Origin of the sequence: Streptomyces sp. NBC_00620 (assembly GCF_026341825.1) — a bacterium.
Classification (GTDB): domain Bacteria; phylum Actinomycetota; class Actinomycetes; order Streptomycetales; family Streptomycetaceae; genus Streptomyces.
Genome location: NZ_JAPENY010000001.1, coordinates 2,357,733 through 2,383,707, shown reverse-complemented (window position 1 = coordinate 2,383,707; position 25,975 = coordinate 2,357,733). Strand labels below are relative to the sequence as shown.

Genomic DNA, 25,975 nt, shown 5'->3' with positions numbered 1-25,975 from the left:
GCGTCCGTGCCGTACGGGGCGCCGGCACAGCGAGGGGCACCCCTTCACAGCAAAGGGTCCCTGCTCCGAGGACGCCGGAGGCGGGGGCCCGGGAGCCGGGTTCGCGTACGCTGCGCGCCATGGAGTGGGGGACTCTCGCGGTTGCGGCACTCGGCGCTGTCTTCGGGGTGGGGGCGACGGTGGTCGCGGACGTGTTCCGTTCCCGTCGCGAGCAGAACCAGCAATGGACCGACACCAAGCGTGCTGTCTATGTGCGCTTCCTGATGTCGCTGGCCCAGGCGCACAGCCGCATGGTGGTGGTGGCATTCCGCGAACAACCGGACGCCGTGCGCCGGCAGGCCGTCCACGACGCGTTCCACAACGATCCGCAGCAGAGCGACGCCAAATCGGTGCTCCGGGAACTGGCCATCTCCGCCCCGGATCACATCTACAGAGCCGCACAGCCGGTCTACGACCAACTCCGAATCGCCCGCGACCTGCTTGCCGAACAGCCTGTCGGCGTCGAATCCGCCGAGTACCAACAGGTCATTCGGCCCTTCTTCACAAGCCTGGAAGCCCTCCAGCAACTGATGCGGGACGACCTGAAACCGACGACATCCCGCCGTGCGGGTAGGGCCTGACTCTCTGCCACGGTTCCCGGTCACGCTCTCCGCCACGGTTCCCGGTCACGCCGACGACGCACCGACGTCCCCCAATTCACCGCGACAGGGGGGAGAGCAGCCCTCCCGGGGTGCAGCCACCCACACCCTTGATTCGGTGGGGCACTCCATGGTTCCGGCAAGCGCACCACGGCATCGTTCAACCCAACGGATCCCAAAGGCTCGCAGCCCCCATCCGGAAGGAAACGACCATGAAGTCGCTGCTGTCCGCCAAGACGAGCACCACGATGGACGTCCACCCGTCCGAGATCCCCCACGAGAGCGACCTCGCCCCGCTGCTCGCCGCCTGGGATCTGGCCCACCCGGATGTCACCGACCCCGACTGGCGACACCTTCTGGACGAGATCGCCCACCCTCGCACGACCCGGGCGTTCCAGAGCCTGGCCACGGTTGCGGCTTGAGCGCACAGCAGCGAGCCCCCCGCCAGCGAAGAAACCGCAGGCAGGGGGCTTCTTCAGCTCTGCTTACTTCTTCTTGCCCTGGGTCTTGTCGGGGATCTTGGTGAGCTGGGATCTCGCAGCTCAGGGCGGGTGCCGTGTGCGGCCGAGCTGTCGTCATTGGTCGTCGTTGGTCCCTGTCGAGCAGCCTCGGACGGCCCAGGGACGGCCCAGCTATGGAGTGGATGCGCATCCTCAAAGTGCCGGCCGCAGGCGGGTAACCAGGCACATCTGCTAAGAGGTGCGCTCGGGTCGGCCTGCGCCTCAGCCCACGACAGTCAGCCACGACGGTGGGTGCGCCGACCGAGCAGGCGCGCGTGTGCCTCGCTGTACCCCCACCGGCACCGCCATGATCCGGCCGGTGACCCGGCCCTCCCCGAGAACGAGCCGATGGCTCGGAATCAAGCACCGACACGACCGGCAGGGTGAATTACGCACTCCCGCCCCCCTTTTGGCCTCTTATCTGTATGTGCTTTATGAGGCTATTGCTAGCTTTTGAGTGGTCAATAACGGCTCGTCACCTCATCGGCAGGTGCCCGCCCCAGCGTTCCTCTGTTTTCGGCTGATTCCGCGGAACCTCGACACGAGACGCGGCTTCCGGCCCGACCGGAACTCGCTACGGGGATCGGGGATCCCCTTGTGTCGGGGCGACTGAGCTCAACGGCGACAAGAAAGGTCAGTCCATGACAGCGGCCACATCGTCCCCGCCGCCAGGCAAAATCCGTATACATCGCCGGCTCAAGGCGCGTTTCGCGCTGGTGCCCGGAGTAGTACTGCTGGCCACGGCCACTGTGGCCTTGGGCACCGCGCAGGCCGCAGAAGCCCCTGTTGACCTGGGGACTGCCAAGACCTACGCGATCCTGGCCGGTTCAACGGTCACCAACACCGGCCCCTCCGTCATCAAGGGCGACGTGGGGCTCGATCCGGGCTCTTCGGTGACGGGCTTCTCGTCGTCGACGCCCTCCGGCCCCGGACAGATCTTCGGCGACCTGAACATCTCCAACGGCGAGTCCCTTACGGCGAAGGCGGATCTGGGCATCGCCTACACCAACGCGGCCGGCCGGGGACCCGGGGCTGCCATTACGGACGACCTCGGCGGAAAAGTACTGGTACCCGGCGTCTACACGGCCACGACATCGATGGGACTCACCGGAGCCCTCACGCTCAATGCCAAGGGTGACCCCAACGCCGTCTTCATCTTCCAGGCCGGATCGACCCTGACCACCGCTACGGCGAGCAGCGTCATCCTCGTCAACGGTGCGCAGCCCTGCAACGTGTTCTGGCAGGTCGGCAGTTCCGCCACCCTCGGGACCGATTCCAAGTTCGTGGGCACGATCCTGGCCCAGGAATCCATCTCGTTGACGACCGGCGCCGAGATCCAGGGCCGAGCCCTGGCGCTGACCAGCGCGGTAACGCTGGACACCAACGTCATCACGTCGCCGACCTGCGCGACTGGCCCCACCGGGCCTGCCGGTCCCACCGGACCTGTCGGCCCCACCGGATCTGTAGGTCCCACCGGACCTGAGGGTCCCCAGGGGGACACCGGGCCCACCGGGCCTCCCGGATCTGTAGGCCCCACCGGCCCCACCGGACCTGTCGGTCCCACCGGTCCCACCGGATCTGTCGGCCCCTCCGGACCTGTAGGTCCCACCGGACCTGAGGGTCCCCAGGGGGACACCGGGCCCACCGGGCCTCCCGGATCTGTAGGCCCCACCGGCCCCACCGGACCTGTCGGCCCCACCGGACCTGAGGGCCCCAAGGGAGACACCGGACCTCAAGGCCCTGAAGGGCCGCAGGGTCCTGTGGGACCTGAGGGTGGCCACGGCGAGCACGGGGAGCACGGGGAGCACGGGGAGCACGGAGACCATGAGGAGCACGGCGGTAAGCCCCCCTGCCCCAAGCACGACGGTCCTCCCCCCTGGGAGCAGCACGACAAGGGCGGGCCGGGTAAGACGCGGGCCACGTGCGAGGGCTGAGCGAAAACACGGCCTCATCTTCTTGAGGAGAAAAGCGAGTTGAGTAAGGGGCGTCCCTCCGGGAGGACGTCCCTTACTCAAAACGAGACGGACAACGTCGAAGGGCCCCGCCGTGAACGGTGGGGCCCTTCGAGTCACGACGGGACAGACGTGCCGCAGTTGCTGAGTGGCGACAGGCGCGCCGCGAGTTGTACGGATCGCTCCTCAGCGCACTCACCAAAGCCCGAGGCGAGTCATGGACGATCAGCCGGGACGATCAGATGACGAACCGGGAGCGAGCAGTGGCCCCCGCAACGTGCCCATCGCGCCCATCGGCACAGCTAACGTCGCCGCACCTGACGGCCCAGACACAACAACAAGCCCCCTACCAGCGGACAACCCGCAGGTAGGGGGCCTCTTCAGCTCTGCTTACTTCTTCTTGCCCTGGTTCTTGACCGCCTCGATCGCCGCCGCCGCAGCGTCCGGGTCGAGGTAGGTGCCGCCCGGGTTGAGGGGCTTGAAGTTGGCGTCCAGCTCGTAGGAGAGGGGGATGCCGGTGGGGATGTTCAGGCCTGCGATGTCGGCGTCGGAGATGCCGTCGAGGTGCTTGACGAGGGCGCGGAGGGAGTTGCCGTGGGCCGCGACCAGGACCGTACGGCCGGTGAGGAGGTCGGGGACGATGCCGTCGTACCAGTACGGGAGCATGCGGAGGACGACGTCCTTCAGGCACTCCGTGCGGGGGCGCAGCTCCGGGGGGATGGACGCGTAGCGCGGGTCGCCCGACTGGGAGAACTCCGTGCCGTCCTCGAGGGCCGGCGGCGGCGTGTCGTAGGAGCGGCGCCACAGCATGAACTGCTCCTCGCCGAACTCGGCGAGGGTCTGGGCCTTGTCCTTGCCCTGGAGGGCGCCGTAGTGGCGCTCGTTCAGGCGCCAGGAGCGGTGGACGGGGATCCAGTGGCGGTCCGCGGACTCCAGCGCGAGCTGGGCGGTGCGGATCGCGCGCTTCTGGAGCGAGGTGTGGACCACGTCGGGCAGCAGGCCGGCGTCCTTGAGCAGCTCACCGCCGCGCACTGCCTCCTTCTCGCCCTTCTCGTTGAGGTTGACGTCCACCCAACCGGTGAACAGGTTCTTCGCGTTCCATTCGCTCTCGCCGTGGCGGAGGAGGATCAGCTTGTACGGTGCGTCGGCCATGCGTCCGAGCGTAATGGAAGGCTTCGTCACCTCGCGCGCCTGCCCGGAAGCCGGACAGTTGACGGCATCTGTTAATTGAGTGGCCGGGCAGGGCTGCACATTTGTAAGTTGCGCTCACTGCCCGAGCCGCTTACTCCGTGGGGTCCCGATGTCATTCGCCGTCATGAGACGCGCCGTCCGCGAGAGCGTCTCCGGGCTCCCCCGCGAGTTCTGGTGGCTGTGGACCAGCACCCTCGTCAACCGGCTCGGGGCTTTCGTCGCCACGTTCATGGCCCTGTACCTGACGCTCGACCGCGGCTACTCCGCCTCGTACGCCGGTCTCGTCGCCTCTCTGCACGGCCTCGGCGGCGTCGTCTCCTCGCTCGGCGCGGGGGTGATGACCGACCGGCTCGGGCGGCGGCCCACGCTGCTGATCGCGCAGGTGTCCACGGCCCTCTCAGTCGCGCTGCTCGGCTTCATGCAGCACCCCGTGGCCATCGCCGCGGTCGCGTTTCTGGTGGGGATGGCCTCGAACGCCTCGCGGCCCGCCGTGCAGGCGATGATGGCCGACATCGTGCGGCCCGAGGACCGGGTGCGGGCCTTCTCGCTCAACTACTGGGCCATCAACCTCGGCTTCGCAGTCTCCTCCATGGCCGCCGGCTTCATCGCCGAGTTCAGCTACCTCGCGGGCTTCCTCATCGAGGCCGGCATGACCCTCGTCTGCGCGCTCGTCGTCTTCGCGAAGCTCCCGGAGTCACGGCCGGTCCAGAGCGTCAAGGAAGCCGCGGCCGAAGACGGTGTCGGGCTCGGGACCGTGCTGCGCGACCGGCGCTTCATGAGCGTCGTCGGGCTGTCGTTCCTCGTCGCGCTCGTCTTCCAGCAGGGGTTCGTCGGGCTCCCGGTCGCGATGGGCCAGGCGGGCTTCACCCCGGCCGACTACGGCATGGCGGTCGCCGTCAACGGCGTACTCATCGTCGCTCTGCAGATCCCGGTCACCCGTTTCATCGAGCACCGGGATCCCAAGCGGCTGCTCGTCGTCTCCTCGCTCCTCGCGGGGTACGGCTTCGGGCTCACCGCCTTCGCCGGGTCGGTCGGCGTCTTCGCGCTCACCGTGTGCGTGTGGACCCTGGCGGAGATCGTCAACGCGCCCACCCAGACGGGGCTCGTCGTCCGGCTCTCCCCGGTGCACGGCCGCGGCCGCTATCAGGGCATGTACACGCTGTCCTGGGCGCTCGCCGCGCTCATTGCGCCGCTGATGTCCGGCCTGGTCATCGACCGCTTCGGCGCGGAGTGGTTGTGGGGGCTGTGCGCGGTGGTGGGGACGGTGGCGGGTGTCGGGTACGGGGTGCTGATGCGGCGGCTTCCGGCGGAGGGCGAGTGGGCCACTCCGGCGCCCGTCACCGCGAAGACCGAGGTCAGCGCGGCGTGAGGACGCGGGGGCGAGCGGGGGACGGGGCGCGCGCTCGGAGTCGGTACGGCGCGCGCACCTGAGTGCTCCGCCCGCAGCGGCTGAGTACGCGTGCTCATGCCACCCCTCCCCCGCCCCGCCACGCTGGGCACATGACGAACCGAGGAACGCTTCTGTCCGCCGCCGCCGTACTGGTCACGGCCGTACCGGTCGCCGCGTGGGGGCTGCTGGGCCAGCAGAACTCCGGAGAGCTTCCGGCGTCCCAACTCGACTACGCCTTCCAGCCGTTGGGGGTCCCGGACGGCCTGGACACCGTGCTCGGCGTGGTCGCCCTGGTGCTGGCGGGAGCCGGCGCGACGCTGCTCGTACGTGCCTCGCGGAGCGGCGGGATGGACAAGCGCTGGTGGGGGGTTCTGGTTCCGCTGGTCATGGCGGGGCTGCTGGTCGGAGTGGGCTGGCGGGTGCTGACGGCCGGTGTGATCGGCGCCAACATCGGGGCCGGTCTCGTCATCGTCTTCGGCGGTCCGGTGGTGGCGGGGCTGCTGCTGTGGGCGCTGGGCCGCGGTGTGTGGCTGGCGAACCACCGCCCGGGCCACCGTCCGGGCGGTGACAACAGGGGTGGCCAGTGGACCGGTTTCGCCCCGCGCGGCGCATAGGTTCCGCAATGCTGAGCGGTGCACACGACATGGCTCGACTCCCAGGCACCCGCGTCTCAACTCCCGTCCCGGGCTGAACACTTACGGCCCGGGACGAGTACCACCAGTACCCGCACCCGCACCCGCACGACCGCCTGATGACCGCGCCGCCCCGAAAGGAACACAGCCATGGCCACACCGCTGACCGCCGCTGAGACCCTCGCCGCGTTGAAGGCCGAAGGCCTCACCGTCCACGAGCACACCGGCTGGAAGACCCACAACCGCGACTCGGCGACGGGCAAGAAGTTCGGCCCCGTCATCGGCGTACTGATCCACCACACGGCGGGACACGACGACAGAGAGCTCTGCTTCAAGGGCAGGTCCGACCTCCCCGGCCCGCTCTGCCACGCCTGGCTGGGCAAGACCGACGGCCTGTGGCTGATCGGAAACGGCCGCGCCAACCACGCCGGCTCCGTCGACCTCGACGTCCTCAACGCGCTGCGCGAGGAGACCACGCTCCCGAAGGACAACCAGGCCAACGCCGACGGCAACGATGTCCTGTACGGCCTGGAGATCGAGAACCGCGGCAACGGCAAGGACCCGTACCCGGACGCGCAGTACCGCAAGGCCGTGCTGTGGGCCGCCGCCCTGTGCCGGGCCCACGGCTGGTCCGAGAAGTCGATCGCCGGGCACAAGGAGGTCCAGCCCGGCAAGGTCGACCCCAGCTTCGACATGGACGACTTCCGGTCCGACGTGAAGAAGCAGCTCGCGGACACACCCATCAAGACCACTCCGGCCAAGCCGGGCATCCCCAAACCGACCAAGCCCGCGAAGCCCACCAAGCCCGGCACCGGTACCGCCTCGAAGCCCCGCGTCGACCTGTCCCGTCTCATCGGCGCCGCGAAGAAGGACCCGGCCGCCAAGCAGGGCCACGTCAGCTACATGGCGGGGACGAACCTCACCGAGGCCGCCCTGGTCAAGCTCGGCTACCTCGCCAAGACCTACGCCGGCGACGGTTCCTTCGGCTCGAAGACCATCGCCGCCTACGCCAAGTGGCAGCGCCACCTCGGCTACGACGGCGCCGACGCCAACGGCATCCCCGGCAAGATCTCCCTCAGCAAGCTCGGCTCGCAGAGCGGGCTGTTCGAGGTCGTCGCCTGAAGCAGGTCGTCGCCCGAGGCAGTGCGTCGCCTAAGGACCCAGGGGGCCTCAGGGATGCATCCGCGCCCCCTTCAGCACCTTGTCCACCGCGTTCCGCGGCCCGTACACCGCGAGCCCCACGAGGTCCAGATCCCCGGTCCGCACCGCCTTCACGGCCGTGCGGTTGTCCCGGTCGTTGCCGGTGGCGAACAGGTCGGAGGTGAAGACGGCTCGCGGCAGCACCCGCGTGAGGGCCCGGCCGTGCGCGGCGGTCAGGGTCTCCTTCGAGCCCTCGAAGATCAGTACGGGCTGTCGGAACATCGGCAGGTAGGGGACGCCGTCCGCATCGGCGTACGGCTCCCCGATCACCTCGGGAACCGTCGCCCCCAGGCCGCTGACCAGGAAAGCGGTCACATTCAGTCGCTGCCAGGGCTCCAGGTCGTCCCGCAGCAGGACGGCGATCTTGGTGTCGAAACGGATGGGGGCGTTGTCCGCGGCGTTGTCGGCAGGGGTCTCGGTGCTCATGCCATCGAGACTGCCGACGTCCGTACGACGACGTCTTGTACGTTCTTTGCATGGCCCCGCAGCGCCCGCAGCACCGTCCCCCGCGCCCCCAGCGGGAGATCTCCGCGTGGCGCCCGCGCGTCCCGGGTGTCGTGGAGGTGTTCCACGCCCACTACACCGAGTACGCGTACCCGATGCATGTGCACGAGGCGTGGACGCTGCTGATCGTCGACGACGGGGCCGTACGGTACGACCTCGACCGGCATGAGCACGGCACCCCGCACGACACGGTCTCGCTGCTGCCGCCGTACGTCCCGCACAACGGTTCCCCGGTCACCGAGGACGGCTTCCGCAAGCGCGTCCTGTATCTGGACCTGAGCCGACTCGACGAGAGCCTCATCGGGCCCGCGGTGGACGCGCCGGACCTGGTGGATCCCGTACTGCGGCGCCGCGTGGGGCAGTTGCACACCGCGCTCGCGCATCCCGGGGACGAGCTGGAGGCCGAGAGCAGGCTGACCCTGGTGGGGGAACGGCTGCGCGGGCATCTGCGGCCCCACCTGCCCGGAGAGCCCTCGCGCCCCGACCGCACCCTCGCCCACCGGCTGCGCGAACTCCTCGACGCACGGCTCGTCGAAGGCATCGCCCTTGAGGAGGCCGCCCGTCTCCTGCAGGCCCATCCCGCCCATCTGGTACGGGCGTTCAGCGCGGCCTTCGGGATAGCCCCGCACCAGTACCTGATGTCCCGCCGCGTCGAGCGCGCCCGCCGCCTGCTGCTCGACGGACGGCCGCCTGGCGAGGTGGCACCGGCGACCGGCTTCTTCGACCAGTCCCATCTCACCCGCCATTTCAGGAAGTTGGTGGGAGTGCCCCCGGGGCGGTACGCGCGGTCGGGAAACAATTGAATTCCGCGGGCTCCGGTGATCGCCGTAGGCTCCCGCGCATGGACTGGCACGAATGGCATGCCGCGTACGACACTCCCGGCTCCTGGCTCGAACAGCGCCTCGCGCTCGTCCAGGAGCGCGTCCGCCTCGCCCTCGACGAGGCTCCGCCGGGACCGCTCACGGTCATCAGCCTGTGCGCCGGACAGGGGCGCGACCTGATCGGCGTACTCGCCGAACACCCGCGTCGCGGCGATGTCCGGGCGCGGCTCGTCGAGTTGGATGAGCAGAACGCCCAGGCGGCCGTGCGCGCGGCCGAGGCCGCCGGGCTGACGCAGGTCGAAGTCGTCGTCGGGGACGCCTCCTTGACCGACCACTACGCGCGCGTGGCGCCCGCCGATCTGGTGCTGCTCTGCGGCGTGCTCGGCAACCTCGCCGACGCGGACGTCGAGCGCGCGATCGACCACTGCACCATGTTGTGCCGGCCGGGCGGAACGCTGGTGTGGACGCGCAGCCGGCAGATCGAGGTCACGAGGGACCTGGTCCCGCAGGTGTGCGCGTGGCTGGAGGAGCGCGGGTTCGAGCGGCTGTGGGTCTCCGACCCCGAGCTCGGATTCGCCGTCGGGGCCCACCGGTACACCGGCGAGCCCCGCCCACTGCCGCCCGGCGAGCGGATGTTCACCTTCGTCGGGTACGACGCCCTCCACTGAGTCAGAAGGCCCGCTGAGCCTCGTACAGGTTCCGCGGGCGTACGACGTCCGTCGTCCCGTACAGCTCCACGCGCGCGTGGAGGTCGCCGGTGAAGTCGGGTATGTCGATCTGGCCGAACTCCGTCACCTCGTTGATGCCGACCGTTGCGCTGTGGGGCGCGAGGCCGTCGATCTTCATCAGGCCGGCGCGGGAGTTGGTGACGCGGATGTTCCAGTGGGTGAAGCGGGCGCCGAAGAGCGGGCCCGCCGAGTAGTCGCCGCCGTGCGTACCGGTGTTGTCGACCGTGATGTCGGTGCGGACGTTGGCGAACGGCAGGCCGCGGTGGGAGTCGAAGGTGCCCATCTTCATGTCGCCGCGGGACCAGACGTTGTACGAGGAGAGGCCTTCCACGTTGATGCCGTGGAGCTGGGTTCCGGCGGGCGCCGGGACCGTGCGCTGCTCGATGGTGAAGTCCTCGACGAGGTTGTCGTGCGAGCCCTCGCGGCAGAAGTACGGGTGGTGCGCGCCGCGGCCCGTCACGCGTGTGCGGCGCAGGGTGCAGGCGGAGGCGGCGACCAGGCCGAAGCCGTTGTCCACGTGGCGTACGACCACGTCGTCGGCCCAGCAGTCGTACGCACACTGGAAGGTGACGCCGTTGTAGCCCTTGTCCAGGAGGTGGGGGCTCTGCGGGGTTTCCACCGCTTCCAGGGTGAGGCCTTCGACGCCGGAGCCCGTCAGCGGCTCGACGTGCGTGGTCAGCCGCGGGTCCCATTCGGGGCGTACGTCCAGCGGAAGTGGCCTCTCCAGGGTGACCTTTTCGCCCTGCACGCGCGCGATGCGTACGGGCCACTCGTAGGGGACGTAACTCGTCAGCTTCGTCTTGTCGTCCCAGACGTACGCCTCGGTGCCCGGGCCGCCGCCCGACATGTGCTCCAGGAGCGTGTGGTCGGCGTCGTCGGCGAGGCGCAGGAGGACTAGTTGGCCGGGCTTCAGTTTCCCGGGGTCCGCCACGCGCACCGACCGGGAGCCCTGGCGCGCCGGTGCGAGGGTCGTCAGCGTCTGCCACTCGTCGCGCTTGTTGCCGGTCCAGCCCTCGAAGGGCCATGCCTTGGCCTTGATGGCGGTCGTGAGGGTCGTGAAGCGGTCCGTCGGGCAGAGCCAGATCAGGCCGCCGGCCCAGGACCAGGACGACTTGTCGCCGCCGTAGCGGGAGCCGTAGACGCCGATGAGCTCGGTGAGGTTCCGGGTCGCGTACAGCTTCGTCACGCCGCTGCCGGCGCCGCGCAGGACGACGTTCGAGTACCCGATGCGGATCAGGTCGTCGATGCGGAAGGTGCCGGGCGGGATGAGAACCGTGCCACCGCCGGCCTTTCCGGCGGCAGCGATGGCACGGTTGATCGCGGGGGCGCAGTCCGTGGCCCCGTCGTCCGCGACGGCTCCGTAGTCGCGTACGTCGGCCACCACGGGGCGGCGGGGGAAGCGCGCTGCCCCGGCGCGGTAGCCGGCCCTGCCGACGTACGGGATCTGCGGGTGGGTGAAGGGGGTGCGGGTGAACTCGTGCCAGAGAGCGGGGACTTCGCCCCGCTGTGATGCCCCCTGGGATGCCCTTTGGGATGCGGGCGTTGCGGCCGTCGCGGTACCGCCGGTCGCGGCTGCGGCGGCCACGGCGATGGCGCTGCCGAGCAGGCCGCGTCTGCTGACCCCCATGTGCTGGTTGCCCATACCCGCCCGCCTTCCGTCGACTTCAGCTGAAGTTCATGGATGTAAACGACGTTCATGTCTGCGTCGGCGGTGAGCATGCCACGGGGACCTCAGGCGGGGAAGGGGTCGTGCAGCGCTTGATTAGCGGATGACGGAGGTCAGTTGGCGGGACGCTGGGTCAGGTGGCTGAACGCGTCCAGGTTGCGGGTCGATTCACCGCGGGACACCCGCCAGGCGTACTCCTTGCGGATCGCGGAGGAGAAACCGAGCTCGAGGAGGGTGTTGAAGGAGCCGTCGGCGGCCTCCAGGACCGAGCCGAGCAGGCGGTCGATCTCGTCCGGCGTGACCGCGGCCAGCGGCAGCTTCCCGGCGACATAGATGTCACCGAGGGAGTCGATCGCGTAACTCACCCCGTACAGCTTGAGGTTGCGCTCCAGGAGCCAGCGGTGCACACCCGGTTCGTTCTCGTCGGGGTGGCGGATCACGAAGGCGTTGATCGACAGCGAGTGCCTGCCGGCGATCAGCGAGACGGTCGTCGACAGCTTCCGGGTTCCGGGGAGCTTCACCACGAAATTGCCGGGCCCGGGGCTTTCCCAGTCGAGTTCGGCGTCCTTGAGGACCCCCTCGATGACCTGTGCTGCCTGCCGTACATCAGCCATGGTGGGAGCGTACGCGACGCCTGTGTTCCTGCATCGCGGCCGTGTAGACGTCCGCCGTGGCCGCGGCCGAGGTGTCCCAGCCGAAGCCCATCGCGTGCCGGGCGGCGGCCCCGCCCATGCGGGCGGACAGGTCGGTGTGGTCCGCGAAATCGCGCAGCACGCGCGCGTAGGCGGCGGGATCGTGCCCCTTCACCAGGAAGCCGGTCTCCTGGTCGCGGACGGCGACGGGCAGCCCGCCGACGGAGGCCGCGAGTACCGGCGTACCTGCCGCCTGCGCCTCTATGGCGACCAGCCCGAACGACTCGCTGTACGAGGGCATGACCAGCACCGAAGCGGCCCGGAACCAGTCCGCGAGCTGCTCCTGCCCGACGGGTGGGTGGAAGCGCACGACGTCGGCGATACCCAGCCGCGAGGCCAGCTTCTGCAGTCCCTCGGGCTTGGCGAGGCCGCTGCCGCTGGGACCGCCCACTACGGGGACGACGATGTTCGAGCGCAGGTCGGGACGCTCGTCGAGCAGGACGGCGACCGCGCGCAGCAGCACGTCGGGGGCCTTCAGGGGCTGTATGCGGCCCGCGAAGAGGGGGATCAGGGCGTCCTGCGGAAGGCCGAGGCGGGCGCGCGCGGCGGCGCGGCCGTCGGCGGGGCGGAAGCGGTCGAGGTTGACGCCCGGGTGGACGACGGCGACCTTGCCGCGGTCGGCCTCGTAGTGGCGTACGAGTTCGTCGGCCTCTTCGGCGGTGTTGGCGATGAGACGGTCGGCGGCGCGCACGATCTGGGTCTCACCGATGACACGCGCGGCCGGCTCGGGGGTGTCGCCCTCGGCGAGCGCGGCGTTCTTGACCTTGGCCATGGTGTGCATCGCGTGCACGAGGGGGGCGCCCCAGCGTTCGGCGGCGAGCCAGCCGACGTGGCCGGAGAGCCAGTAGTGGGAGTGCACGAGGTCGTAGTAGCCGGGCCGGTGACCCGCCCAGGCCTGCATGACGCCGTGCGTGAAGGCGCACAGCTGGGCCGGGAGGTCTTCCTTGGCGAGGCCTTCGTAGGGGCCCGCGTCGACATGGCGCACGAGGACGCCGGGGGCGAGCTCGACGGTCGGCGGGAGGGCGGCCGTGGTGGCGCGCGTGAAGATCTCGACCTCGATGTTGATCGCGGCGAGGCGCTGGGCGAGCTCCACGATGTACACGTTCATGCCGCCCGCATCACCCATTCCGGGCTGGTGCAGGGGCGAGGTGTGCACGGAGAGCATCGCGACGCGACGGGGCCTGCGGTGCAGCCTGAGGCGGCCGGACGCCGCCGGGGAGCGACGCCCGAGCCTGCTGACGTACTGGCTCACGTGGCGGTTCCTCCTCGCTGCGGGCATGCCTGCCGGAGGATGTGGGACACCCTCCAGAGAGGGAGAACGCCGGATCCGTCCGCTCCATTTCCTCTTTGCCGAATCATTACCCCCACTCGCTCAACCGTTCGAGGATCTTTTGCGTGCCGTGGGGCGGCCGGGGGCATCGGGGCCATCCGAGTCGTCCAGGTTCTCGCGGGTTCTCGCGGGTTCTGGGGGTTATCCACAGGCCCGCACGGCCTCCGCCGCGCCCGCATACCCTCGTACGCATGACAGCCCACGCCGCGTCCCGCCCCGTGGGAACAGTGACGCGCGGGACGACCAACCCCAACCGCCTGCGCCGTATGGACCGCTGGATCGCGGCCACCCACGGAGCCGAACTGCGCCGTGCCGACGACCCCGTCGCGGTCGACCTCGGCTACGGCGCCGCACCCTGGACCGCGGTCGAACTGCTCCAGCGCCTGCGTACCGTCGCTCCACGCACGCGCGTGGTGGGCGTCGAGATCGAACCGTCCCGGGTCGCGGCCGCGCACCCGTACGAGCGCGAGGGGCTGGTCTTCCGGCACGGCGGCTTCGAGGTCCCGGTGCAGGGCCGCCCCCAGCTCATCCGGGCGGCCAACGTCCTCCGGCAGTACGACGAGGAGCAGGTCGCCGCCGTTTGGGCACGTCTGTGCGCCCGCCTCGCACCGGCGGACCCCTCGACCGGGTCGCGGGGCGGCCTGCTGGTCGAGGGCACCTGCGACGAGATCGGGCGCCGGCACGTCTGGGTCGCACTCGGCCCGGAGGGCCCGCGCACGGTCACCTTCGCCACCCGACTCGGCTCCCTGGACCGCCCGTCCGACCTCGCCGAGCGCCTCCCGAAGGCCCTCATCCACCGCAACGTCCAGGGCGAGCCTGTGCACGCGTTCCTGCGCGACTTCGACCGTGCCTGGGCCGCCGCCGCGCCCTACGCCTCGTACGGCGCCCGGCAGCGCTGGATCCGGGCGGTCCGCGACCTGACGGCCGACTGGCCGGTGACGGACGGCATATCCCGCTGGCGGCAGGGCGAAGTGACGCTGCGCTGGGAGGCGTTGGCTCCCCGGGCGTGACCTGCGGGGAACGATGGGTGTGAGCCGTTCGTCACACAGGCGGGGAGATCACGGGGAGATCGTCTTGCCGGGGCGAGGAGGGGGAAAGGGAGTTCTTGCTCGCCTCTGTCGTGTTGCGCGCCGACATGGCACGATCCCGGGGGCGTCCGTAAGTTACTGACGGTCAATCAGTTTGGGGGCGGGGAAATGGGATCCGGCAAGCGGAGCCTGACCACGGTGACCATGGCGCTGGCCTGCGCATGCGCCTGTGCCTGCGCGGTACTGGCGACATCCGGCCCGGCGTACGCGAGCCCGACACCGACTCCGACATCGACCCGGACGACGAGTCCGGATCTGTCGCTGCCCCCCACTTCGCCAACCTCCGTGAGCAACAAGGAGCTTGAAGCCGTACGCACGAAGCTGGACACCCTCTATCACTCCGCCGCGGTGGCGACGGACGCGTACAACGCGGCGGAGGAGAAGGTCAAGGAGCAGTCCGCCCAGATCGTCGGACTGGCCCGCGAGATCGTCGAGGGCCAGGAGAGACTGGACGACTTGAAGGACCTCGCGGGCGCCGCGGCCCGCGCGCAGTACCGCAGTGGCGGGCTGACGCCCGAGGCGCAGCTGTGGCTGAGCGAGGACCCGCAGGAGTTCCTGGACGGCGCGGGCCGGGTGCGCCAGGGCGAGCACGCGACCGAGGGCCTGCTCGCCGAGATGACGCGCACCCAGCAGGACTTGGAGCAGTACGCGAAGGACGCCTCCGCGCAGTGGACGAAGCTGGAGTCCAACCGCGAGGCCAAGGACGAGGCCAAGAAGAAGGTCAAGCAGCAGATCGCGGCCGCGGAGAAGCTGGAGTCCCAGCTGGAGGCGGACGAGAAGGCGCGGCTGGCGAAGCTGGAGGAAGAGGCCGCGTACCAGGCGCAGACGACCTGGCTGAACTCCGGCGTCACCCTGGGCAGCGGCGAGACGTCCGCGCAGGGCAAGAAGGCCGTGGCGTACGCGACCGCGCAGATCGGCAAGGCGTACGAGTGGGGCGCCGAGGGCCCCAAGACGTACGACTGCTCGGGGCTGACCTCCCAGGCCTGGGCGTCCGCCGGCGACGGGATTCCGCGCACCTCGCAGGAGCAGTGGAAACAGCTCACCCGCATCGACATCAAGGACATGCGCCCCGGCGATCTGATCATCTACTTCGACGACGCCAGCCATGTCGCGATGTACATAGGCGACGGCGCCATGGTGCACGCTCCCCGGCCCGGGCGCACGGTGACGATCGCGGGCGCGGGTTCGATGCCGATCCTGGGGGTCGTACGTCCGGACGCGTGACGCGTGACGCGTGACCCGTGACTCGCACGGCGATGCCGGTGTCCACCCTGACCAGCGAACTGCCCGAATTGCCCTACTCGGTGCGGCCTGTCCGGAGTGACCTGTCCCACGTGACACAGCGCACGGTTGTGTTCGCCGCGCAACCTCGGTGACGTGACCTTCGTCATCCCTGTCGGAGCCCCGTCCTGTCCAAGTGCGTTACAGGATGCGGCATATGACGGTGGCTGTTTGCCAGACCCCGTGCGGTACACCATTCCGTTACGGCACCGGCTAACGCTATGGTCCCGGTCGGTGGTGCGAGGCCTTTCGCCCCACCAGCCCTCGGGGGGAGGGAAGGAACCCAGACGATGCCCGCACCCATACCGCGGCAGAGAGCGATCCCGGCCGTGGAAAGTGGTCAGGCTCCTGCCGCCTTCTCACCCGGCGGTCCACCCGGAGTCGAACCCGGCGAGCCCGCCGGGTCGGGATCGGCGACCGGCGCCGCGGCCCCTGCCGACAGCGCCGCCACGACCCACCTGACCCTCCTGGTCATCGAGGACGACCCGGCGGGTTCGCTCAGCGTGCCCGAAATGCTCGACGCCACGGGCAAGCCGATCCGGATCCGCAGCGCCCGCAACCTCACCGAGGCCGAGCGGCTGCTCACCGACGACGTCCACTGCATCCTGCTCGACCTCGCCCTGCCGGCCCCGGGCCGCTCCCCCGAGGCCGACGACGAGCTGGCCACGCTCAAGCACGTGCTGCGGCTCGCGCCCCGGCACGCCGTCCTCGCGCTCACCGCGTCCGGGGACGCCGAGCGCGGCACCGAAGCGGTGCGCGTCGGCGCCCAGGACTACCTGTTCCGCGACGAACTGGACGCACGGCTGCTGAGCCGCGCGATCCGGTACGCGGTGGAGAGGAAACGTTCCGACAGGGCCGAGCGGCGCCTCACCGAGTCCCGCCTGCGCGCCCAGGAGAACGCCCGCCTGGAGCGGGGACTGCTGCCCACGCCGCTCCTGGAGGGCTCCCCGCTCCGCTTCGCCGCGCGCTACCGCCCCGGCCGCTCCCGGGCCCTGCTCGGCGGCGACTTCTACGACACCGTCCGTACGTCCGACGGCACCGTGCACGCGATGATCGGCGACGTCTGCGGGCACGGGCCCGACGAGGCGGCGCTCGGCGTGGAGCTGCGCATCGCCTGGCGCGCGCTGACCTTCGCGGGCCTGTGCGGGGACGAGCTGCTCTCCACCCTCCAGCAGGTCCTGGAACACGAGCGCGACAACGACGAGATCTTCGCGACGCTCTGCACGGTGGACATCTCGCCGGACGGCCGCCGCGCCGGGCTCTGCCTGGCCGGCCACCCGTCCCCGCTGATCGCCCGCCCGGGCCGCCCGGCCCAGCTGCTGCCGTACGAGAACGGCGGTCCGGCGCTCGGCCTGCTGCCCGGCGCCCGCTGGCCGCGCCAGCAGGTGGAGCTGGGCGGCGCCTGGAGCCTGATGCTCTACACCGACGGCCTCATCGAGGGCCGCATCGGCCAGGGCAACCAGCGGCTCGGCCAGGACGGCATGGTGGACATGGTCCGCCGCCAGCTCGCCCAGGGCCTCGAGGGCGAGGAACTCCTGCGCGCGGCGGTGAACGAGGTGCGCGAACTCAACGGCGGGGAGCTGACCGACGACGTGGCGGTGCTGTTGCTGGACCGCAAGCAGTAACCACCACAAGCAGTAACCGCCACAGGCCGCCGTACGACTGTTGCAACAGTCGTACGGCGGCCTGTGGCGGTCTGTGGTGTTTACCGGCCGCCGTTGTAGGGGCCGTACGGGCCGTCGCTGCTGCTTCCGCCGCGGCGGCCGCCGCCACCGCCGGAGACCTGGCGGATCGCGGGGCGTACGTCCACGAAGAAGACAATCGTGGCGACCAGGCCCGCGATCTGCAGGAAGATCATCGGGACCAGGAGGTTCACGGCGACCGTGACGCCCAGGATGATCAGCCAGAACATCTTGTTCTGCTTGTCTGCGGCGCGGTACGCGTCGTCGCGGGCCAGCGCGGCCATCACCAGTGCCACCACGGCGAGCACCAGCATGGCAAGGAAGATCACCGACATGAAGCCGCTGAATGCCGTCAACAGCACAATGCCCACCGCCCGATTCGAGTCGTCTCTACGCCACCGTACCCGGAGAACGGGCCGGGAACTCTGAGAGTGCCCGGCCCGTTGTCATCGGCTTGATGCGGCCGCTGCCGTCGGCGTGACGCCGACCGCTTGCCACCGCTGCCCACTCCCGCCTACTTCGCCGGCGGAGTGGTCTTCTTGGCGGCGGTGGTCGTCTTCTTGGCAGCCGGGGCCTTCTTCGCCGCGGTCTTCTTGGCCGGAGCGGGCTCGGCCACGACCGCGACCGGCTTCGGCTCGTCCTTGACCTCGACCGGCTCGGCCTTCGGCTCGACGGCGACGGCCAGCTCCTCGATCTCCTCGGCGGCCTCGCCACGCCAGGTCTTCACGGCCTGCTCGCCCTGCTCGGCGACCTTCTCGTATGTCTCGCGGGCCTTCACGGCGTACTCGGCGGCGACGCCGACGCTGCGCAGGGCGAGGTCCTGAGCGGACTCACCGATCTTCTTCAGGTCGGTGTCGAGCGTGCTGATGAACTCCGTCACCTTGGACTGGATCGTCTCCTGCGCCTCCTTGGCGCGGGTGGCGGCCTTCTCCTGGGCGGCGTTCGGGTCGAAGCTGCGGACCGTCTCGATCCGGGCCGGGGCCTCGGTACGGATCTGCTCCACGATCCCGGGCACCTTCTTGGCCTGCTGAACGGCCAGTTCAGCGGTGCCGGCGAGGAAGTAGAGCGGGGTCGGGTCCGTGGCGGCCTTGCGGATGTCGTCGGTGATGGCCATGCGATGGTCCTCCCGGATTCGCGTTCAGCTGAGGGTTTGGTCGGTCCGCGGGGAGACCTGCCGGTCGGCGGTGCTGCCTGCGGTGCTGGCGGTGCGTGTCGTTCGCGTCAACCGGTGTTGCGTGTGGTTCTCGGCGACCGAACTGGTGTTGCTGTGGATCTCGTCAACTGGCGGTCTGCTGCGGACCGGCATCACTGCCGTCGGTCGTGCGCGGGCCGCGGACGGCGGTGTCCGCTGCGCTCCCCGGTCCCGGGTGTTCCGCATCCGATATGTCCTGATCCAGATGTACGTCGTCGTGCCGTACGTCAGCGTGCCGCACATCGGCGTCGACACCCTGATCGCCCTCGTCCACCTGGGTGATCTCGAACCCGTTCTCCTTGCGGAAGGACTCGTAGATCTGGAGCAGCACCTGCTTCTGCCGCTCGTTCAGCGTGGGATCGGCGAGGATGACGGCGCGCGTCTCCACCTCGTCCCGGTCCCGCTCGGCGTCGAGGATGCCGGCTCGCACGTACAGCGTCTCGGCGGAGATCCGCAGCGCCTTGGCGACCTGCTGCAACACCTCCGCGCTCGGCTTGCGCAGCCCGCGCTCGATCTGGCTCAGATACGGATTGGACACCCCGGCGGCATCGGCAAGCTGCCTGAGCGACAGCTGCGCATTGCGCCGCTGTTCACGCAGATACTCACCGAGATTGCCGACGTTGAGCGATGCCATGCCTCTACCCTGCCGCACCCCTGCTAACAATTGCAAGCAGCCGCTTGCAAAAGTGCGCTACGCCACGCCGGCCGCGGTGACTCGTCACGCTGCGTGTCGTTTTGGCCGACCCGTCACGCGAAACCACCAGGGCGTCGGCCCCGAACCCGGCGCTCTACTCCTCCGGCTCCCAGGCCTGAAGCAGGTCGAAGAGACCGAGGTCGCCGTCGACCTTCAGGGAGTCCGCCGGGATACGGCCGTACACGAAGAGGACCAGCTCACTGGCCGTGCCGCGGACGGAGACGCCAGGCGCGTTCGGGCCCTCGTCGGCAGCGGCGACAGGCGTCGTGCCGGGCGCGGAGATACGGGTGGAGCGCGCGCCGTCGCCGTCGACCGTGAGGCGCCAGGAGTGGCCCTCGGTGGCGTGGAAGTCGAAGGCAGTGGGCTTGTGCGGCCAGGCACTCGTCGTTGCGACGCAGGTGGACAGGAACTCCTCGACACCGTCGAGTGCCACCTCATCCGGCAGCGGCTCCGGGGCACCCACAGTGACCTGGGCGTCGTAGGTGTGCACCGCGATCTGCTGGAGCTGGTGCCGGGCGACGGCCCCACAGGTCTGCGGCGACTGGGACGCACCCCACCACGTCCAGCAACCGCGATCCGGGCCGGCCTCCCGCAATGCGTCCAGCAGCTGCTCCATGGACTCCGCCAACCAGGCCAGCAGTGCCTCGCGCTCCCGAGGCGCAGCCGGAGCGCCCTCCGCTGCGGACTTGGCCGGAGCAGGCCCCGCGGCGACGGTGGCGGCCCAGGCGCGGCGCCCCTCGCCGATGTGCTGCGCCAGATCGAACAGCGTCCACTCCGGGCAGGTCGGCACCTGCACGTCGAGGCTGGGCGCGGAGGCGACCGCGGCGCGGAAGGCGGTCGACCGTTCGTCGATCAGTCGCAGCAGGACGGCGAACTCAGGTGTCGTTGTCACGTCGACTCTCTATCACCGTGTTCCGACAACCTGCCAGCGATTTTCACAGCCGCCGCGGCGGGCTCGCGGCACGGGCCGCGCGCCCACCCGACTCGAAATCGCCACACTCGACGCCCGAAATCGGACGGGCCCGGAATTGGGCATTGCATCAACGCCCGTACGGGCATTACCTTTACCTCCATGACTGCCGGGTCGGCCTTGCGCCGCGCACGAGTTGGGCACCCGGCCTCCGAGTGAGGCCGGGGCGGGGTAGAGCCCCGCCCGCCGTTTCTTCGCACGACATCTCCTCGTGCGAATTCTCTTCGTACGACATCTCCTCGTACGACGTCTCCTCGTGAGACTTCACGTACGACTCCTGCGTGCGACCTCTACGTACGTCCTCCACGTGCGTGCGTACGTCCTCTGCGTACGACTTCCGCCTGGGCCGCCCCCTGCGCGCAGTACTTCCTCCCCTTCGGAATTCCGCGCGCCGGCGTGCCTTTACGCACCCATTCCCACCCTCCGGGTTTCCCCCTGCCCGAAAACAAAAGAAAGCAGCGAATGCCCAACCCCTTCAATCAGCAAGTCATCGATGAATTCCGCGCCAACCACGGACGGGGCGGCGGCTATTTCGAGGGAGCACGTCTGCTCCTCCTGACGACCACCGGCGCGCGCACCGGAACCCCGCACACGACCCCCGTCGGCTACTACCCCGACGGCGGCGAGCAGGTCCTCGTCATCGCCTCGGCCGGTGGCGCGCCCCAGCACCCTGACTGGTTCCGGAACCTCCTCGCGAACCCCCGGGCGACCGTGGAGGACGGCCTCTTCACCTACGAGGCGGAGGCCGTCGTACTCGAACGCGCGGAACGCGACCGCGTCTTCGCCCGGGCGGTGGAGGCCGACCCGGGATGGGCCGAGTACCAGGCGAAGACGGACCGCGTCATCCCCGTCGTGGCTCTGCGCCAGGTCCCCCAGGACGGCCCGCCGAGCATGAACGCGGGCTCCATCGCCGAGCACCTGCAGGTCGCCCACGACGCCTTCCGGCGCGAACTCGCCCTGATCCGCGAGGAGTTCAGGAAGACGGGCGCATCCCTCGGCACCCAGCTCCGCGTCAACTGCCTCACCCTCTGCCAGGGCATGCACAACCACCACACCGGCGAGGGCCTCGGCCTCTTCCCGTTCCTCGCCGACCGCCATCCCGAACTCGCCCCGACCCTGGACCGCCTGGCCAAGGAGCACGAGCGGATCGCCGAACTTCTCGAACAACTGCGCGGGGTCATCGCTGACGGGCAGCCGGAACCCGGCCGCGTACTCTCCCAGGTGGAACACCTCACAGCCGAACTCGAAGCCCATCTGACCTACGAGGAAGAGCAGTTGATCCCCCTCCTGACCGCCGTGGGAGCGCCGGAGTGATCGCGCTCGTCACCGGCGCGAACCGCGGTATCGGCCGCGAGGTCGCCCGGCAGCTGGCCGCCGCGGGGCACACCGTGCTGGTGACCGCCCGTTCGGCGGAAGCCGCCGCCGAGGCGGCCCGGTCCGTCGGCCCGAACGCGCGCCCCCTGCGCCTGGACGTCACGTCCGAGGCGGACATCGCCGAGGCGGCACGGGACCTGGAGGCCCTCGACGTACTCGTCAACAACGCGGCGATCACGTACGACACCTGGCAGCACGCGGCCACCGCCGACCTGGACGTCGTACGCGAGGTGGCCGAGACCAATCTGTACGGTCCCTGGCGGCTGACTCAGGCTCTGCTCCCCCTCCTACGCGCCAGCCCGCACCCGCGCATCGTGAACGTCTCCAGCGAGGCCGCGTCCCTCACCGGCATGGGCGGCGGCACCCCCGCGTACTCCGCCTCCAAAGCGGCCCTCAACGCCCTCACCCGCATGCTCGCCGCCGAGCTGCGCGCCGACCGCATCCTGGTGAACTCCGTCTGCCCCGGCTGGGTCGCGACCGACATGGGCGGCCCGGGCGGGCGCCCGGTCACGGAGGGCGCCGCGAGCGTCGTATGGGCGGCCACCCTTCCCGACAACGGCCCCACCGGCGGCTTCTTCCGCGACGGTCAGCCGCTTCCCTGGTAGTCGGTCATAGTCGTCAACCGTCGGTCACCACGGCAGGGGCCGCGCGTGCACCACGTCCAGCCGCGAAACCGCCCGCGTGAGCACCACGTACAGGCGGTGCGGCCCCCGCGACTCCGCCTCCGCGACGGCCGCGGGCTCGACGGCGACGACATGGTCGTACTCGAGTCCCTTGGCGAGCGTGGCAGGCAACACCGTTACCCGGGCGCCCAGTTCATCGGGTCCGGCGGTCTCGACACCCGCGGCGCGGAGCGCCTCCCGTACGCGTACGAAATCGGCATCGGCGGCGATGACGCCGATCGAGCCCTCGTGCGTGAGCGCTCCGCGCACCGCGTCGACCGTCGCGGCGCACACGTCGGACACCTGCCTGACCCTCAACTCGCCGTCCCGCCGCAGTGATTGAGCCGGAGGTACTCCCACGTCGAGCCGTGCAAGGAGCCGGTTGGCGAGTCCGACGACGGCCTCCGGGACCCGGAAGCCGATCGTCAGGGGTACGACCGGGGCCTCCGGCTTGCCCAGATGCGCGAGCAGTTCGTCCCACTCCCGCGCCGCCCACGGAGTCGTGCCCTGCGCGAGATCGCCGAGCACGGTCAGCGACCCGAACGCCGCCCGTCGCGCGATCGCCCGGCACTCCATCGGCGACAGGTCCTGTGCCTCGTCGATCACCAAGTGGCCGTATCCCTCGGGGTGTTCGATGAGCCCGGCGATCTCGTCGAGGAGGACGAGATCGGCGGCCGACCAGCGCGCCGACTTGTACGAACGCGGCGGCTTCACCCATTGGATCGCCTTCCGCTCGTCCGGGTCCAGGAGTTCGCCGACCGCCGCCTCCAACACATCGGCATCGGTGAGGAGTTCGGCGAGAAGCTCCTCGGGCAGCACCCTGGGCCACACCGCGTCGACGTACGAGCTGACGGACTTGGCCCGCGAGATCTTCCGCACCCAGGCGTTGCTACGCGGCCCGGCGCGCCGTTCCGCCCGCTCCCGCAGCCACCCCACGACCCGCGTCCGCACCCGCTCACGCCCGACGGCGTACGGAGGTTCCTCGGCTCGTACGCCGTCCACGATGCTGCGGAGCACCTCGGCCGGAACACGCCAGTGGTACGAACCGTCCGGCACGGCAAGGGAGTCGACGGGCCCCCCGACCTTTCCGTACAGGGCCCGACGCAGCACCTGCGCCATCCGGGCGTCGTGCTTGACGACGGCGGCGCGCTCGTCGTCCTGCCCCGAGACGGGATGGCGGGCGATCTCGTCCTCCACGGTCGACTGCCGTACGCCGGTCTCGCCGAGCGCGGGCAGCACCTCGGAGATGTACGACAGGAAAGTGCGGTTGGGGCCGAGGATCAGCAGGCCGCCGCGGCGGATGCGCTGCGGGTAGGTGTAGAGGAGGTACGCGGCCCGGTGCAGTCCGACGGCCGTCTTGCCGGTGCCCGGGGCGCCCTGCACACAGACCGAGGACGCGAGATCGCCTCGTACGAGTTCGTCCTGTTCGGGCTGGATGGTCGCGGCGATGTCGCGCATCGGGCCGACCCGCGGGCGCTCGATCTCACCCGCGAGGATGCGGCTCGGCTGCTGGGGGCGGGCCTGCGCGAGGTGCTCGTCCTCCAGGCCCGTGAGGTCCGCGGAGTCCCCGAGGCTCCCCGGCGCCCAGCCGAACCGCCGCCGGACGGCGACGCCCTGCGGCGCGCGGGAACTCGCCTGGTAGAAGGCGCGTGAGACGGGGGCACGCCAGTCGACGACGAGGGGCGGGGCGGCGGGGTGCTCGGTGATCCGCAGCCGCCCGAGGTGATAGCTCTGCCCGGCATGCTCGCCGGCCGCCTCGCGCGCGCTCTCGAAGTCCAGCTTGCCGAAGAACAGTGGCCCTTCGGGCAGCTCGCGCATCTCCTTGGCCTTGCTGCGCAGCACATAGCCGAGCACTTCGGCGTCGGCACCGGAGGCGGAGACGTCCTCGCCGGTGACGACGTGTTCGTCGGCACCGGCGACCATGGCGTCGAGGGCCGCGCGACAGGTGTCGTGGTAGGCACGTTCGCGGATGAGGGAGTGAGCGAGGGCCTGATCCAGGGCAGGGTGGCGTGACGTCATTCCATCCAGGGTAGCGGAATAACGTAACCGAGTAACATTTTTTACTAGGTAACGCTAGCTGGTGGAGTGCCGGTCGCCCCCGCCTGCATCCCCGCCTCCAGCCGCGCGAACGCGCGCCGGGCCGCCGCCACGGCATCCCGCCGCACCTCCGCCACCGGCTCCCCCTCCGCGATCCGCCGCCAGTTCTCCAGGGCGAGGATGCGCTGTACGGCGATGATCTGACCGGCGGCGAGCCGGGCGTCGAGGTCGCCGCCCAGGGCCTCGGCGAGCGCGGCCTCGGAGCGCTCGACGTACGCGGACATCCGTGCCGCCAGCGACGGCGTCCCGTAGAGCAGCCGGTGGAAGGCGAGGACGTTCGGGTGATCGTTGAGCCCGGTGACGGGGTCGTCGCGACGCAGGCCGTCCAGGAAGTGCTCCAGCAGAGCGTCCGCGGCCGACTGCCCCTCCGCCCGGCCGGCGACGACCCGCGCGGCCTCCGTCTCGTGATCGGCGAAGCGGTGCAGGACCAGATCCTCCTTCGCCGGGAAGTACCGGAAGAGGGTCGGCTTGGAGATCTCCGCGGCGGCCGCCACCTCGGCGACGGACACAACGTCGAACCCCTTCTCCAGGAAGAGCCCGATCGCGATGTCGGACACGGCCTGGTACATCCGCTGCTTCTTGCGCTCCCGGAGCCCGATCTCACCCATGCCCCGAGCCTACGCACGACGCCGGCCGGCCCTTGACCTCAACCGGGCTTGAGGCCGAAGACTGCGCGGCGACAGCCCTTCTGCTTGCGATGAGGTGACCCATGCGTGCGGCACAGGTGAAGGCGTTCGGCGGGCCCGAGGTTCTCCTTCCGGTGGAGATCCCGGACCCGGTTCCAGGACCCGGCGAGGTGTTGATCGATGTCGCCTACGCGGACACGATCTTCGTAGAGACCCAGATCAGAAGCGGCTGGGGCCGGGAATTCTTCCCGGTGACGCCGCCGTACGTCCCCGGGGGCGGCGTTTCGGGTGTCGTCACCGCCCTCGGCGCGGACGTCGCCGACGAGTGGCTGGGCCGGCGGGTCACCGCCTTCGTGACCGGCAGCTACGCGGAACGGGCCGTAGCCGCGACCTCGGCCCTCTCCGTCGTACCGGACTCCCTGGACCTCCTCCCGGCCGCGGCCCTGGTCCACGACGGCCTCACCGCCACGGGCCTCCTCGAACTGACCGGCGTCGGCCCCGCCGACCGCGTCCTCGTCCTCGGCGCCTCCGGAGGCATGGGCACGCTGCTGGTCCAACTGGCCCACGCGCGCGGGGCACGCGTGGTGGCAGTGGCCCGCGGCGCGGCGAAACTCGCCCTGGTACGGGAGCTGGGCGCGGACGCGGCCATCGACGCCACCGACACCGACTGGCCCTCGGCCGCCCGGCACGCCCTCGGCGGCTCCACCCCGGCCGCCGATGTCGTCCTGGACGGCGTCGGCGGCCAACTCGGCGCCACCGCCTTCCCGTTGACCGCCGAGGGCGGCCGCTTCTCGGCCCACGGCGCCCCGTCGGGCGGCTTCTCCCCCATCGACCCGGCGGAAGCCACCCGCCGCGGCATCACCCTCTTCGGCATCGCCGACGTCCAGTTCACCCCCGCCGACCTGCACCGCTACACGTCCACCGCCCTCGCGGAGGCCGCGGCGGGGCGGCTGCGGCCGGTGATCGGTGAGGTGTTTCCGCTGGAGCGGGCGGGGGAGGCGCATGCGGCTGTGGAGGGGCGGGGGGTGGTGGGGAAGGTGGTGTTGGGGGTGTGAGGGGGCGGGC

The 25,975-nt window shown here is 70.3% G+C and carries 25 protein-coding genes; 14 read left to right on the top strand and 11 right to left on the bottom strand.

The window, feature by feature from the left end:
* The first annotated feature begins 119 nt into the window (after positions 1 to 119).
* The 3 genes from OG246_RS11030 to OG246_RS42755 all read left to right on the top strand — a co-directional run bounded on the left by OG246_RS11030 (position 120) and on the right by OG246_RS42755 (position 3,072).
* Positions 120 to 620, top strand: a complete 501-nt coding sequence (locus tag OG246_RS11030) for a hypothetical protein (RefSeq protein WP_266459430.1) — start codon at positions 120 to 122, stop codon at positions 618 to 620.
* Between the two features lie 230 nt (positions 621 to 850).
* Positions 851 to 1,060 carry a hypothetical protein gene (locus tag OG246_RS11025; protein WP_266464383.1) on the top strand — a complete coding sequence of 70 codons (210 nt, stop codon included), beginning with the start codon at positions 851 to 853 and terminating at the stop codon, positions 1,058 to 1,060.
* 719 nt (positions 1,061 to 1,779) lie between these two features.
* On the top strand, positions 1,780 to 3,072 hold the full coding sequence (locus tag OG246_RS42755) for an ice-binding family protein (RefSeq protein WP_323178288.1): 1,293 nt from the start codon (positions 1,780 to 1,782) through the stop codon (positions 3,070 to 3,072).
* 408 nt (positions 3,073 to 3,480) lie between these two features.
* Here OG246_RS42755 and OG246_RS11010 read toward each other — a convergent pair whose 3' ends face one another.
* A complete protein-coding gene (locus OG246_RS11010) occupies positions 3,481 to 4,242 on the bottom strand; it encodes a phosphoglyceromutase (protein ID WP_266459427.1) in 762 nt (253 codons plus the stop codon).
* 148 nt (positions 4,243 to 4,390) lie between these two features.
* Between OG246_RS11010 and OG246_RS11005 the strand changes: the two genes are divergently transcribed.
* From OG246_RS11005 to OG246_RS10995, 3 genes are all read left to right on the top strand, one after another.
* Positions 4,391 to 5,650: an MFS transporter gene (locus tag OG246_RS11005; protein ID WP_266459425.1), complete on the top strand. Its 1,260-nt coding sequence runs from the start codon at positions 4,391 to 4,393 to the stop codon at positions 5,648 to 5,650.
* A gap of 131 nt (positions 5,651 to 5,781) precedes the next feature.
* A complete protein-coding gene (locus OG246_RS11000) occupies positions 5,782 to 6,285 on the top strand; it encodes a hypothetical protein (RefSeq protein ID WP_266459423.1) in 504 nt (167 codons plus the stop codon).
* Between the two features lie 168 nt (positions 6,286 to 6,453).
* Positions 6,454 to 7,425 (top strand): N-acetylmuramoyl-L-alanine amidase, encoded by a 972-nt coding sequence (locus tag OG246_RS10995; protein ID WP_266459421.1) that lies wholly within the window; start codon positions 6,454 to 6,456, stop codon positions 7,423 to 7,425.
* Positions 7,426 to 7,473: 48 nt separating this feature from the next.
* On the opposite strand, the gene OG246_RS10990 is transcribed toward OG246_RS10995, so the two are convergent.
* Positions 7,474 to 7,929, bottom strand: a complete 456-nt coding sequence (locus tag OG246_RS10990; protein ID WP_266459418.1) for a DUF2000 domain-containing protein — start codon at positions 7,927 to 7,929, stop codon at positions 7,474 to 7,476.
* A 50-nt stretch (positions 7,930 to 7,979) separates the two neighbouring features.
* Between OG246_RS10990 and OG246_RS10985 the strand changes: the two genes are divergently transcribed.
* Both OG246_RS10985 and OG246_RS10980 read left to right on the top strand, forming a co-directional pair.
* Positions 7,980 to 8,810 (top strand): AraC family transcriptional regulator, encoded by an 831-nt coding sequence (locus OG246_RS10985; protein ID WP_266459414.1) that lies wholly within the window; start codon positions 7,980 to 7,982, stop codon positions 8,808 to 8,810.
* 38 nt (positions 8,811 to 8,848) lie between these two features.
* On the top strand, positions 8,849 to 9,496 hold the full coding sequence (locus tag OG246_RS10980; protein ID WP_266459411.1) for a class I SAM-dependent methyltransferase: 648 nt from the start codon (positions 8,849 to 8,851) through the stop codon (positions 9,494 to 9,496).
* A gap of 1 nt (position 9,497) precedes the next feature.
* Here the strand turns inward: OG246_RS10980 and OG246_RS10975 are convergent, their stop codons facing one another.
* The 3 genes from OG246_RS10975 to mshA form a co-directional block, all read right to left on the bottom strand.
* Complete coding sequence (locus tag OG246_RS10975; RefSeq protein WP_266459408.1) at positions 9,498 to 11,198, bottom strand: glycosyl hydrolase family 28-related protein; 1,701 nt, start codon at positions 11,196 to 11,198, stop codon at positions 9,498 to 9,500.
* Positions 11,199 to 11,335: 137 nt separating this feature from the next.
* A complete protein-coding gene (locus OG246_RS10970; RefSeq protein ID WP_266459406.1) occupies positions 11,336 to 11,836 on the bottom strand; it encodes a YbjN domain-containing protein in 501 nt (166 codons plus the stop codon).
* Positions 11,829 to 13,166, bottom strand: coding sequence for a D-inositol-3-phosphate glycosyltransferase (mshA, locus tag OG246_RS10965; protein WP_266459404.1), 1,338 nt, complete (start codon positions 13,164 to 13,166; stop codon positions 11,829 to 11,831). The genes OG246_RS10970 and mshA overlap by 8 nt, the downstream gene beginning before the upstream one ends.
* Positions 13,167 to 13,435: 269 nt before the next feature.
* Here mshA and OG246_RS10960 point away from each other — a divergent pair, with 269 nt between their 5' ends.
* The 3 genes from OG246_RS10960 (at position 13,436) to OG246_RS10950 (ending at position 17,238) form a co-directional block, all read left to right on the top strand.
* Positions 13,436 to 14,254: a class I SAM-dependent methyltransferase gene (locus OG246_RS10960; RefSeq protein WP_266459402.1), complete on the top strand. Its 819-nt coding sequence runs from the start codon at positions 13,436 to 13,438 to the stop codon at positions 14,252 to 14,254.
* 186 nt (positions 14,255 to 14,440) lie between these two features.
* Positions 14,441 to 15,556 carry an NlpC/P60 family protein gene (locus OG246_RS10955; RefSeq protein ID WP_266459399.1) on the top strand — a complete coding sequence of 372 codons (1,116 nt, stop codon included), beginning with the start codon at positions 14,441 to 14,443 and terminating at the stop codon, positions 15,554 to 15,556.
* A gap of 347 nt (positions 15,557 to 15,903) precedes the next feature.
* A complete protein-coding gene (locus OG246_RS10950) occupies positions 15,904 to 17,238 on the top strand; it encodes a PP2C family protein-serine/threonine phosphatase (protein ID WP_266459397.1) in 1,335 nt (444 codons plus the stop codon).
* Between the two features lie 80 nt (positions 17,239 to 17,318).
* Here OG246_RS10950 and OG246_RS10945 read toward each other — a convergent pair whose 3' ends face one another.
* The 4 genes from OG246_RS10945 to OG246_RS10930 all read right to left on the bottom strand — a co-directional run bounded on the left by OG246_RS10945 (position 17,319) and on the right by OG246_RS10930 (position 20,073).
* The gene (locus OG246_RS10945) at positions 17,319 to 17,657 is read right to left on the bottom strand and encodes a DUF2516 family protein (protein WP_266464082.1); all 339 of its coding nucleotides are present in this window, start codon (positions 17,655 to 17,657) and stop codon (positions 17,319 to 17,321) included.
* A 152-nt stretch (positions 17,658 to 17,809) separates the two neighbouring features.
* A complete protein-coding gene (locus OG246_RS10940) occupies positions 17,810 to 18,409 on the bottom strand; it encodes a hypothetical protein (RefSeq protein ID WP_266459390.1) in 600 nt (199 codons plus the stop codon).
* A gap of 163 nt (positions 18,410 to 18,572) precedes the next feature.
* Positions 18,573 to 19,121 (bottom strand): helix-turn-helix domain-containing protein, encoded by a 549-nt coding sequence (locus tag OG246_RS10935; protein WP_266459380.1) that lies wholly within the window; start codon positions 19,119 to 19,121, stop codon positions 18,573 to 18,575.
* 154 nt (positions 19,122 to 19,275) lie between these two features.
* On the bottom strand, positions 19,276 to 20,073 hold the full coding sequence (locus OG246_RS10930) for a maleylpyruvate isomerase family mycothiol-dependent enzyme (RefSeq protein WP_266459377.1): 798 nt from the start codon (positions 20,071 to 20,073) through the stop codon (positions 19,276 to 19,278).
* Between the two features lie 540 nt (positions 20,074 to 20,613).
* On the opposite strand from OG246_RS10930, the gene OG246_RS10925 reads away from it, so the two are divergent.
* Positions 20,614 to 21,465, top strand: a complete 852-nt coding sequence (locus tag OG246_RS10925) for a nitroreductase/quinone reductase family protein (RefSeq protein ID WP_266459375.1) — start codon at positions 20,614 to 20,616, stop codon at positions 21,463 to 21,465.
* Positions 21,462 to 22,130 carry an SDR family NAD(P)-dependent oxidoreductase gene (locus OG246_RS10920; RefSeq protein ID WP_266459373.1) on the top strand — a complete coding sequence of 223 codons (669 nt, stop codon included), beginning with the start codon at positions 21,462 to 21,464 and terminating at the stop codon, positions 22,128 to 22,130. The genes OG246_RS10925 and OG246_RS10920 overlap by 4 nt, the downstream gene beginning before the upstream one ends.
* A gap of 24 nt (positions 22,131 to 22,154) precedes the next feature.
* Here the strand turns inward: OG246_RS10920 and OG246_RS10915 are convergent, their stop codons facing one another.
* Positions 22,155 to 24,206 (bottom strand): AAA family ATPase, encoded by a 2,052-nt coding sequence (locus OG246_RS10915; protein WP_266459371.1) that lies wholly within the window; start codon positions 24,204 to 24,206, stop codon positions 22,155 to 22,157.
* 44 nt (positions 24,207 to 24,250) lie between these two features.
* Positions 24,251 to 24,892, bottom strand: a complete 642-nt coding sequence (locus OG246_RS10910) for a TetR/AcrR family transcriptional regulator (RefSeq protein ID WP_266459369.1) — start codon at positions 24,890 to 24,892, stop codon at positions 24,251 to 24,253.
* 101 nt (positions 24,893 to 24,993) lie between these two features.
* Between OG246_RS10910 and OG246_RS10905 the strand changes: the two genes are divergently transcribed.
* Entirely contained in the window at positions 24,994 to 25,965 is a 972-nt protein-coding gene (locus OG246_RS10905; protein ID WP_266459367.1) for a zinc-binding dehydrogenase, read from the top strand.
* Positions 25,966 to 25,975 lie beyond the last annotated feature (10 nt).

Bases quoted from the DNA above. Each gene is read 5' to 3' on its own strand.
- OG246_RS11030 (WP_266459430.1), top strand. From the start codon at position 120: ATGGAGTGGGGGACTCTCGCGGTTGCGGCACTCGGCGCTGTCTTCGGG.
- OG246_RS11025 (WP_266464383.1), top strand. From the start codon at position 851: ATGAAGTCGCTGCTGTCCGCCAAGACGAGCACCACGATGGACGTCCAC.
- OG246_RS42755 (WP_323178288.1), top strand. From the start codon at position 1,780: ATGACAGCGGCCACATCGTCCCCGCCGCCAGGCAAAATCCGTATACAT.
- OG246_RS11010 (WP_266459427.1), bottom strand. From the start codon at position 4,242: ATGGCCGACGCACCGTACAAGCTGATCCTCCTCCGCCACGGCGAGAGC.
- OG246_RS11005 (WP_266459425.1), top strand. From the start codon at position 4,391: ATGTCATTCGCCGTCATGAGACGCGCCGTCCGCGAGAGCGTCTCCGGG.
- OG246_RS11000 (WP_266459423.1), top strand. From the start codon at position 5,782: ATGACGAACCGAGGAACGCTTCTGTCCGCCGCCGCCGTACTGGTCACG.
- OG246_RS10995 (WP_266459421.1), top strand. From the start codon at position 6,454: ATGGCCACACCGCTGACCGCCGCTGAGACCCTCGCCGCGTTGAAGGCC.
- OG246_RS10990 (WP_266459418.1), bottom strand. From the start codon at position 7,929: ATGAGCACCGAGACCCCTGCCGACAACGCCGCGGACAACGCCCCCATC.
- OG246_RS10985 (WP_266459414.1), top strand. From the start codon at position 7,980: ATGGCCCCGCAGCGCCCGCAGCACCGTCCCCCGCGCCCCCAGCGGGAG.
- OG246_RS10980 (WP_266459411.1), top strand. From the start codon at position 8,849: ATGGACTGGCACGAATGGCATGCCGCGTACGACACTCCCGGCTCCTGG.
- OG246_RS10975 (WP_266459408.1), bottom strand. From the start codon at position 11,198: ATGGGCAACCAGCACATGGGGGTCAGCAGACGCGGCCTGCTCGGCAGC.
- OG246_RS10970 (WP_266459406.1), bottom strand. From the start codon at position 11,836: ATGGCTGATGTACGGCAGGCAGCACAGGTCATCGAGGGGGTCCTCAAG.
- OG246_RS10960 (WP_266459402.1), top strand. From the start codon at position 13,436: ATGACAGCCCACGCCGCGTCCCGCCCCGTGGGAACAGTGACGCGCGGG.
- OG246_RS10955 (WP_266459399.1), top strand. From the start codon at position 14,441: ATGGGATCCGGCAAGCGGAGCCTGACCACGGTGACCATGGCGCTGGCC.
- OG246_RS10950 (WP_266459397.1), top strand. From the start codon at position 15,904: ATGCCCGCACCCATACCGCGGCAGAGAGCGATCCCGGCCGTGGAAAGT.
- OG246_RS10940 (WP_266459390.1), bottom strand. From the start codon at position 18,409: ATGGCCATCACCGACGACATCCGCAAGGCCGCCACGGACCCGACCCCG.
- OG246_RS10935 (WP_266459380.1), bottom strand. From the start codon at position 19,121: ATGGCATCGCTCAACGTCGGCAATCTCGGTGAGTATCTGCGTGAACAG.
- OG246_RS10925 (WP_266459375.1), top strand. From the start codon at position 20,614: ATGCCCAACCCCTTCAATCAGCAAGTCATCGATGAATTCCGCGCCAAC.
- OG246_RS10915 (WP_266459371.1), bottom strand. From the start codon at position 24,206: ATGACGTCACGCCACCCTGCCCTGGATCAGGCCCTCGCTCACTCCCTC.
- OG246_RS10910 (WP_266459369.1), bottom strand. From the start codon at position 24,892: ATGGGTGAGATCGGGCTCCGGGAGCGCAAGAAGCAGCGGATGTACCAG.
- OG246_RS10905 (WP_266459367.1), top strand. From the start codon at position 24,994: ATGCGTGCGGCACAGGTGAAGGCGTTCGGCGGGCCCGAGGTTCTCCTT.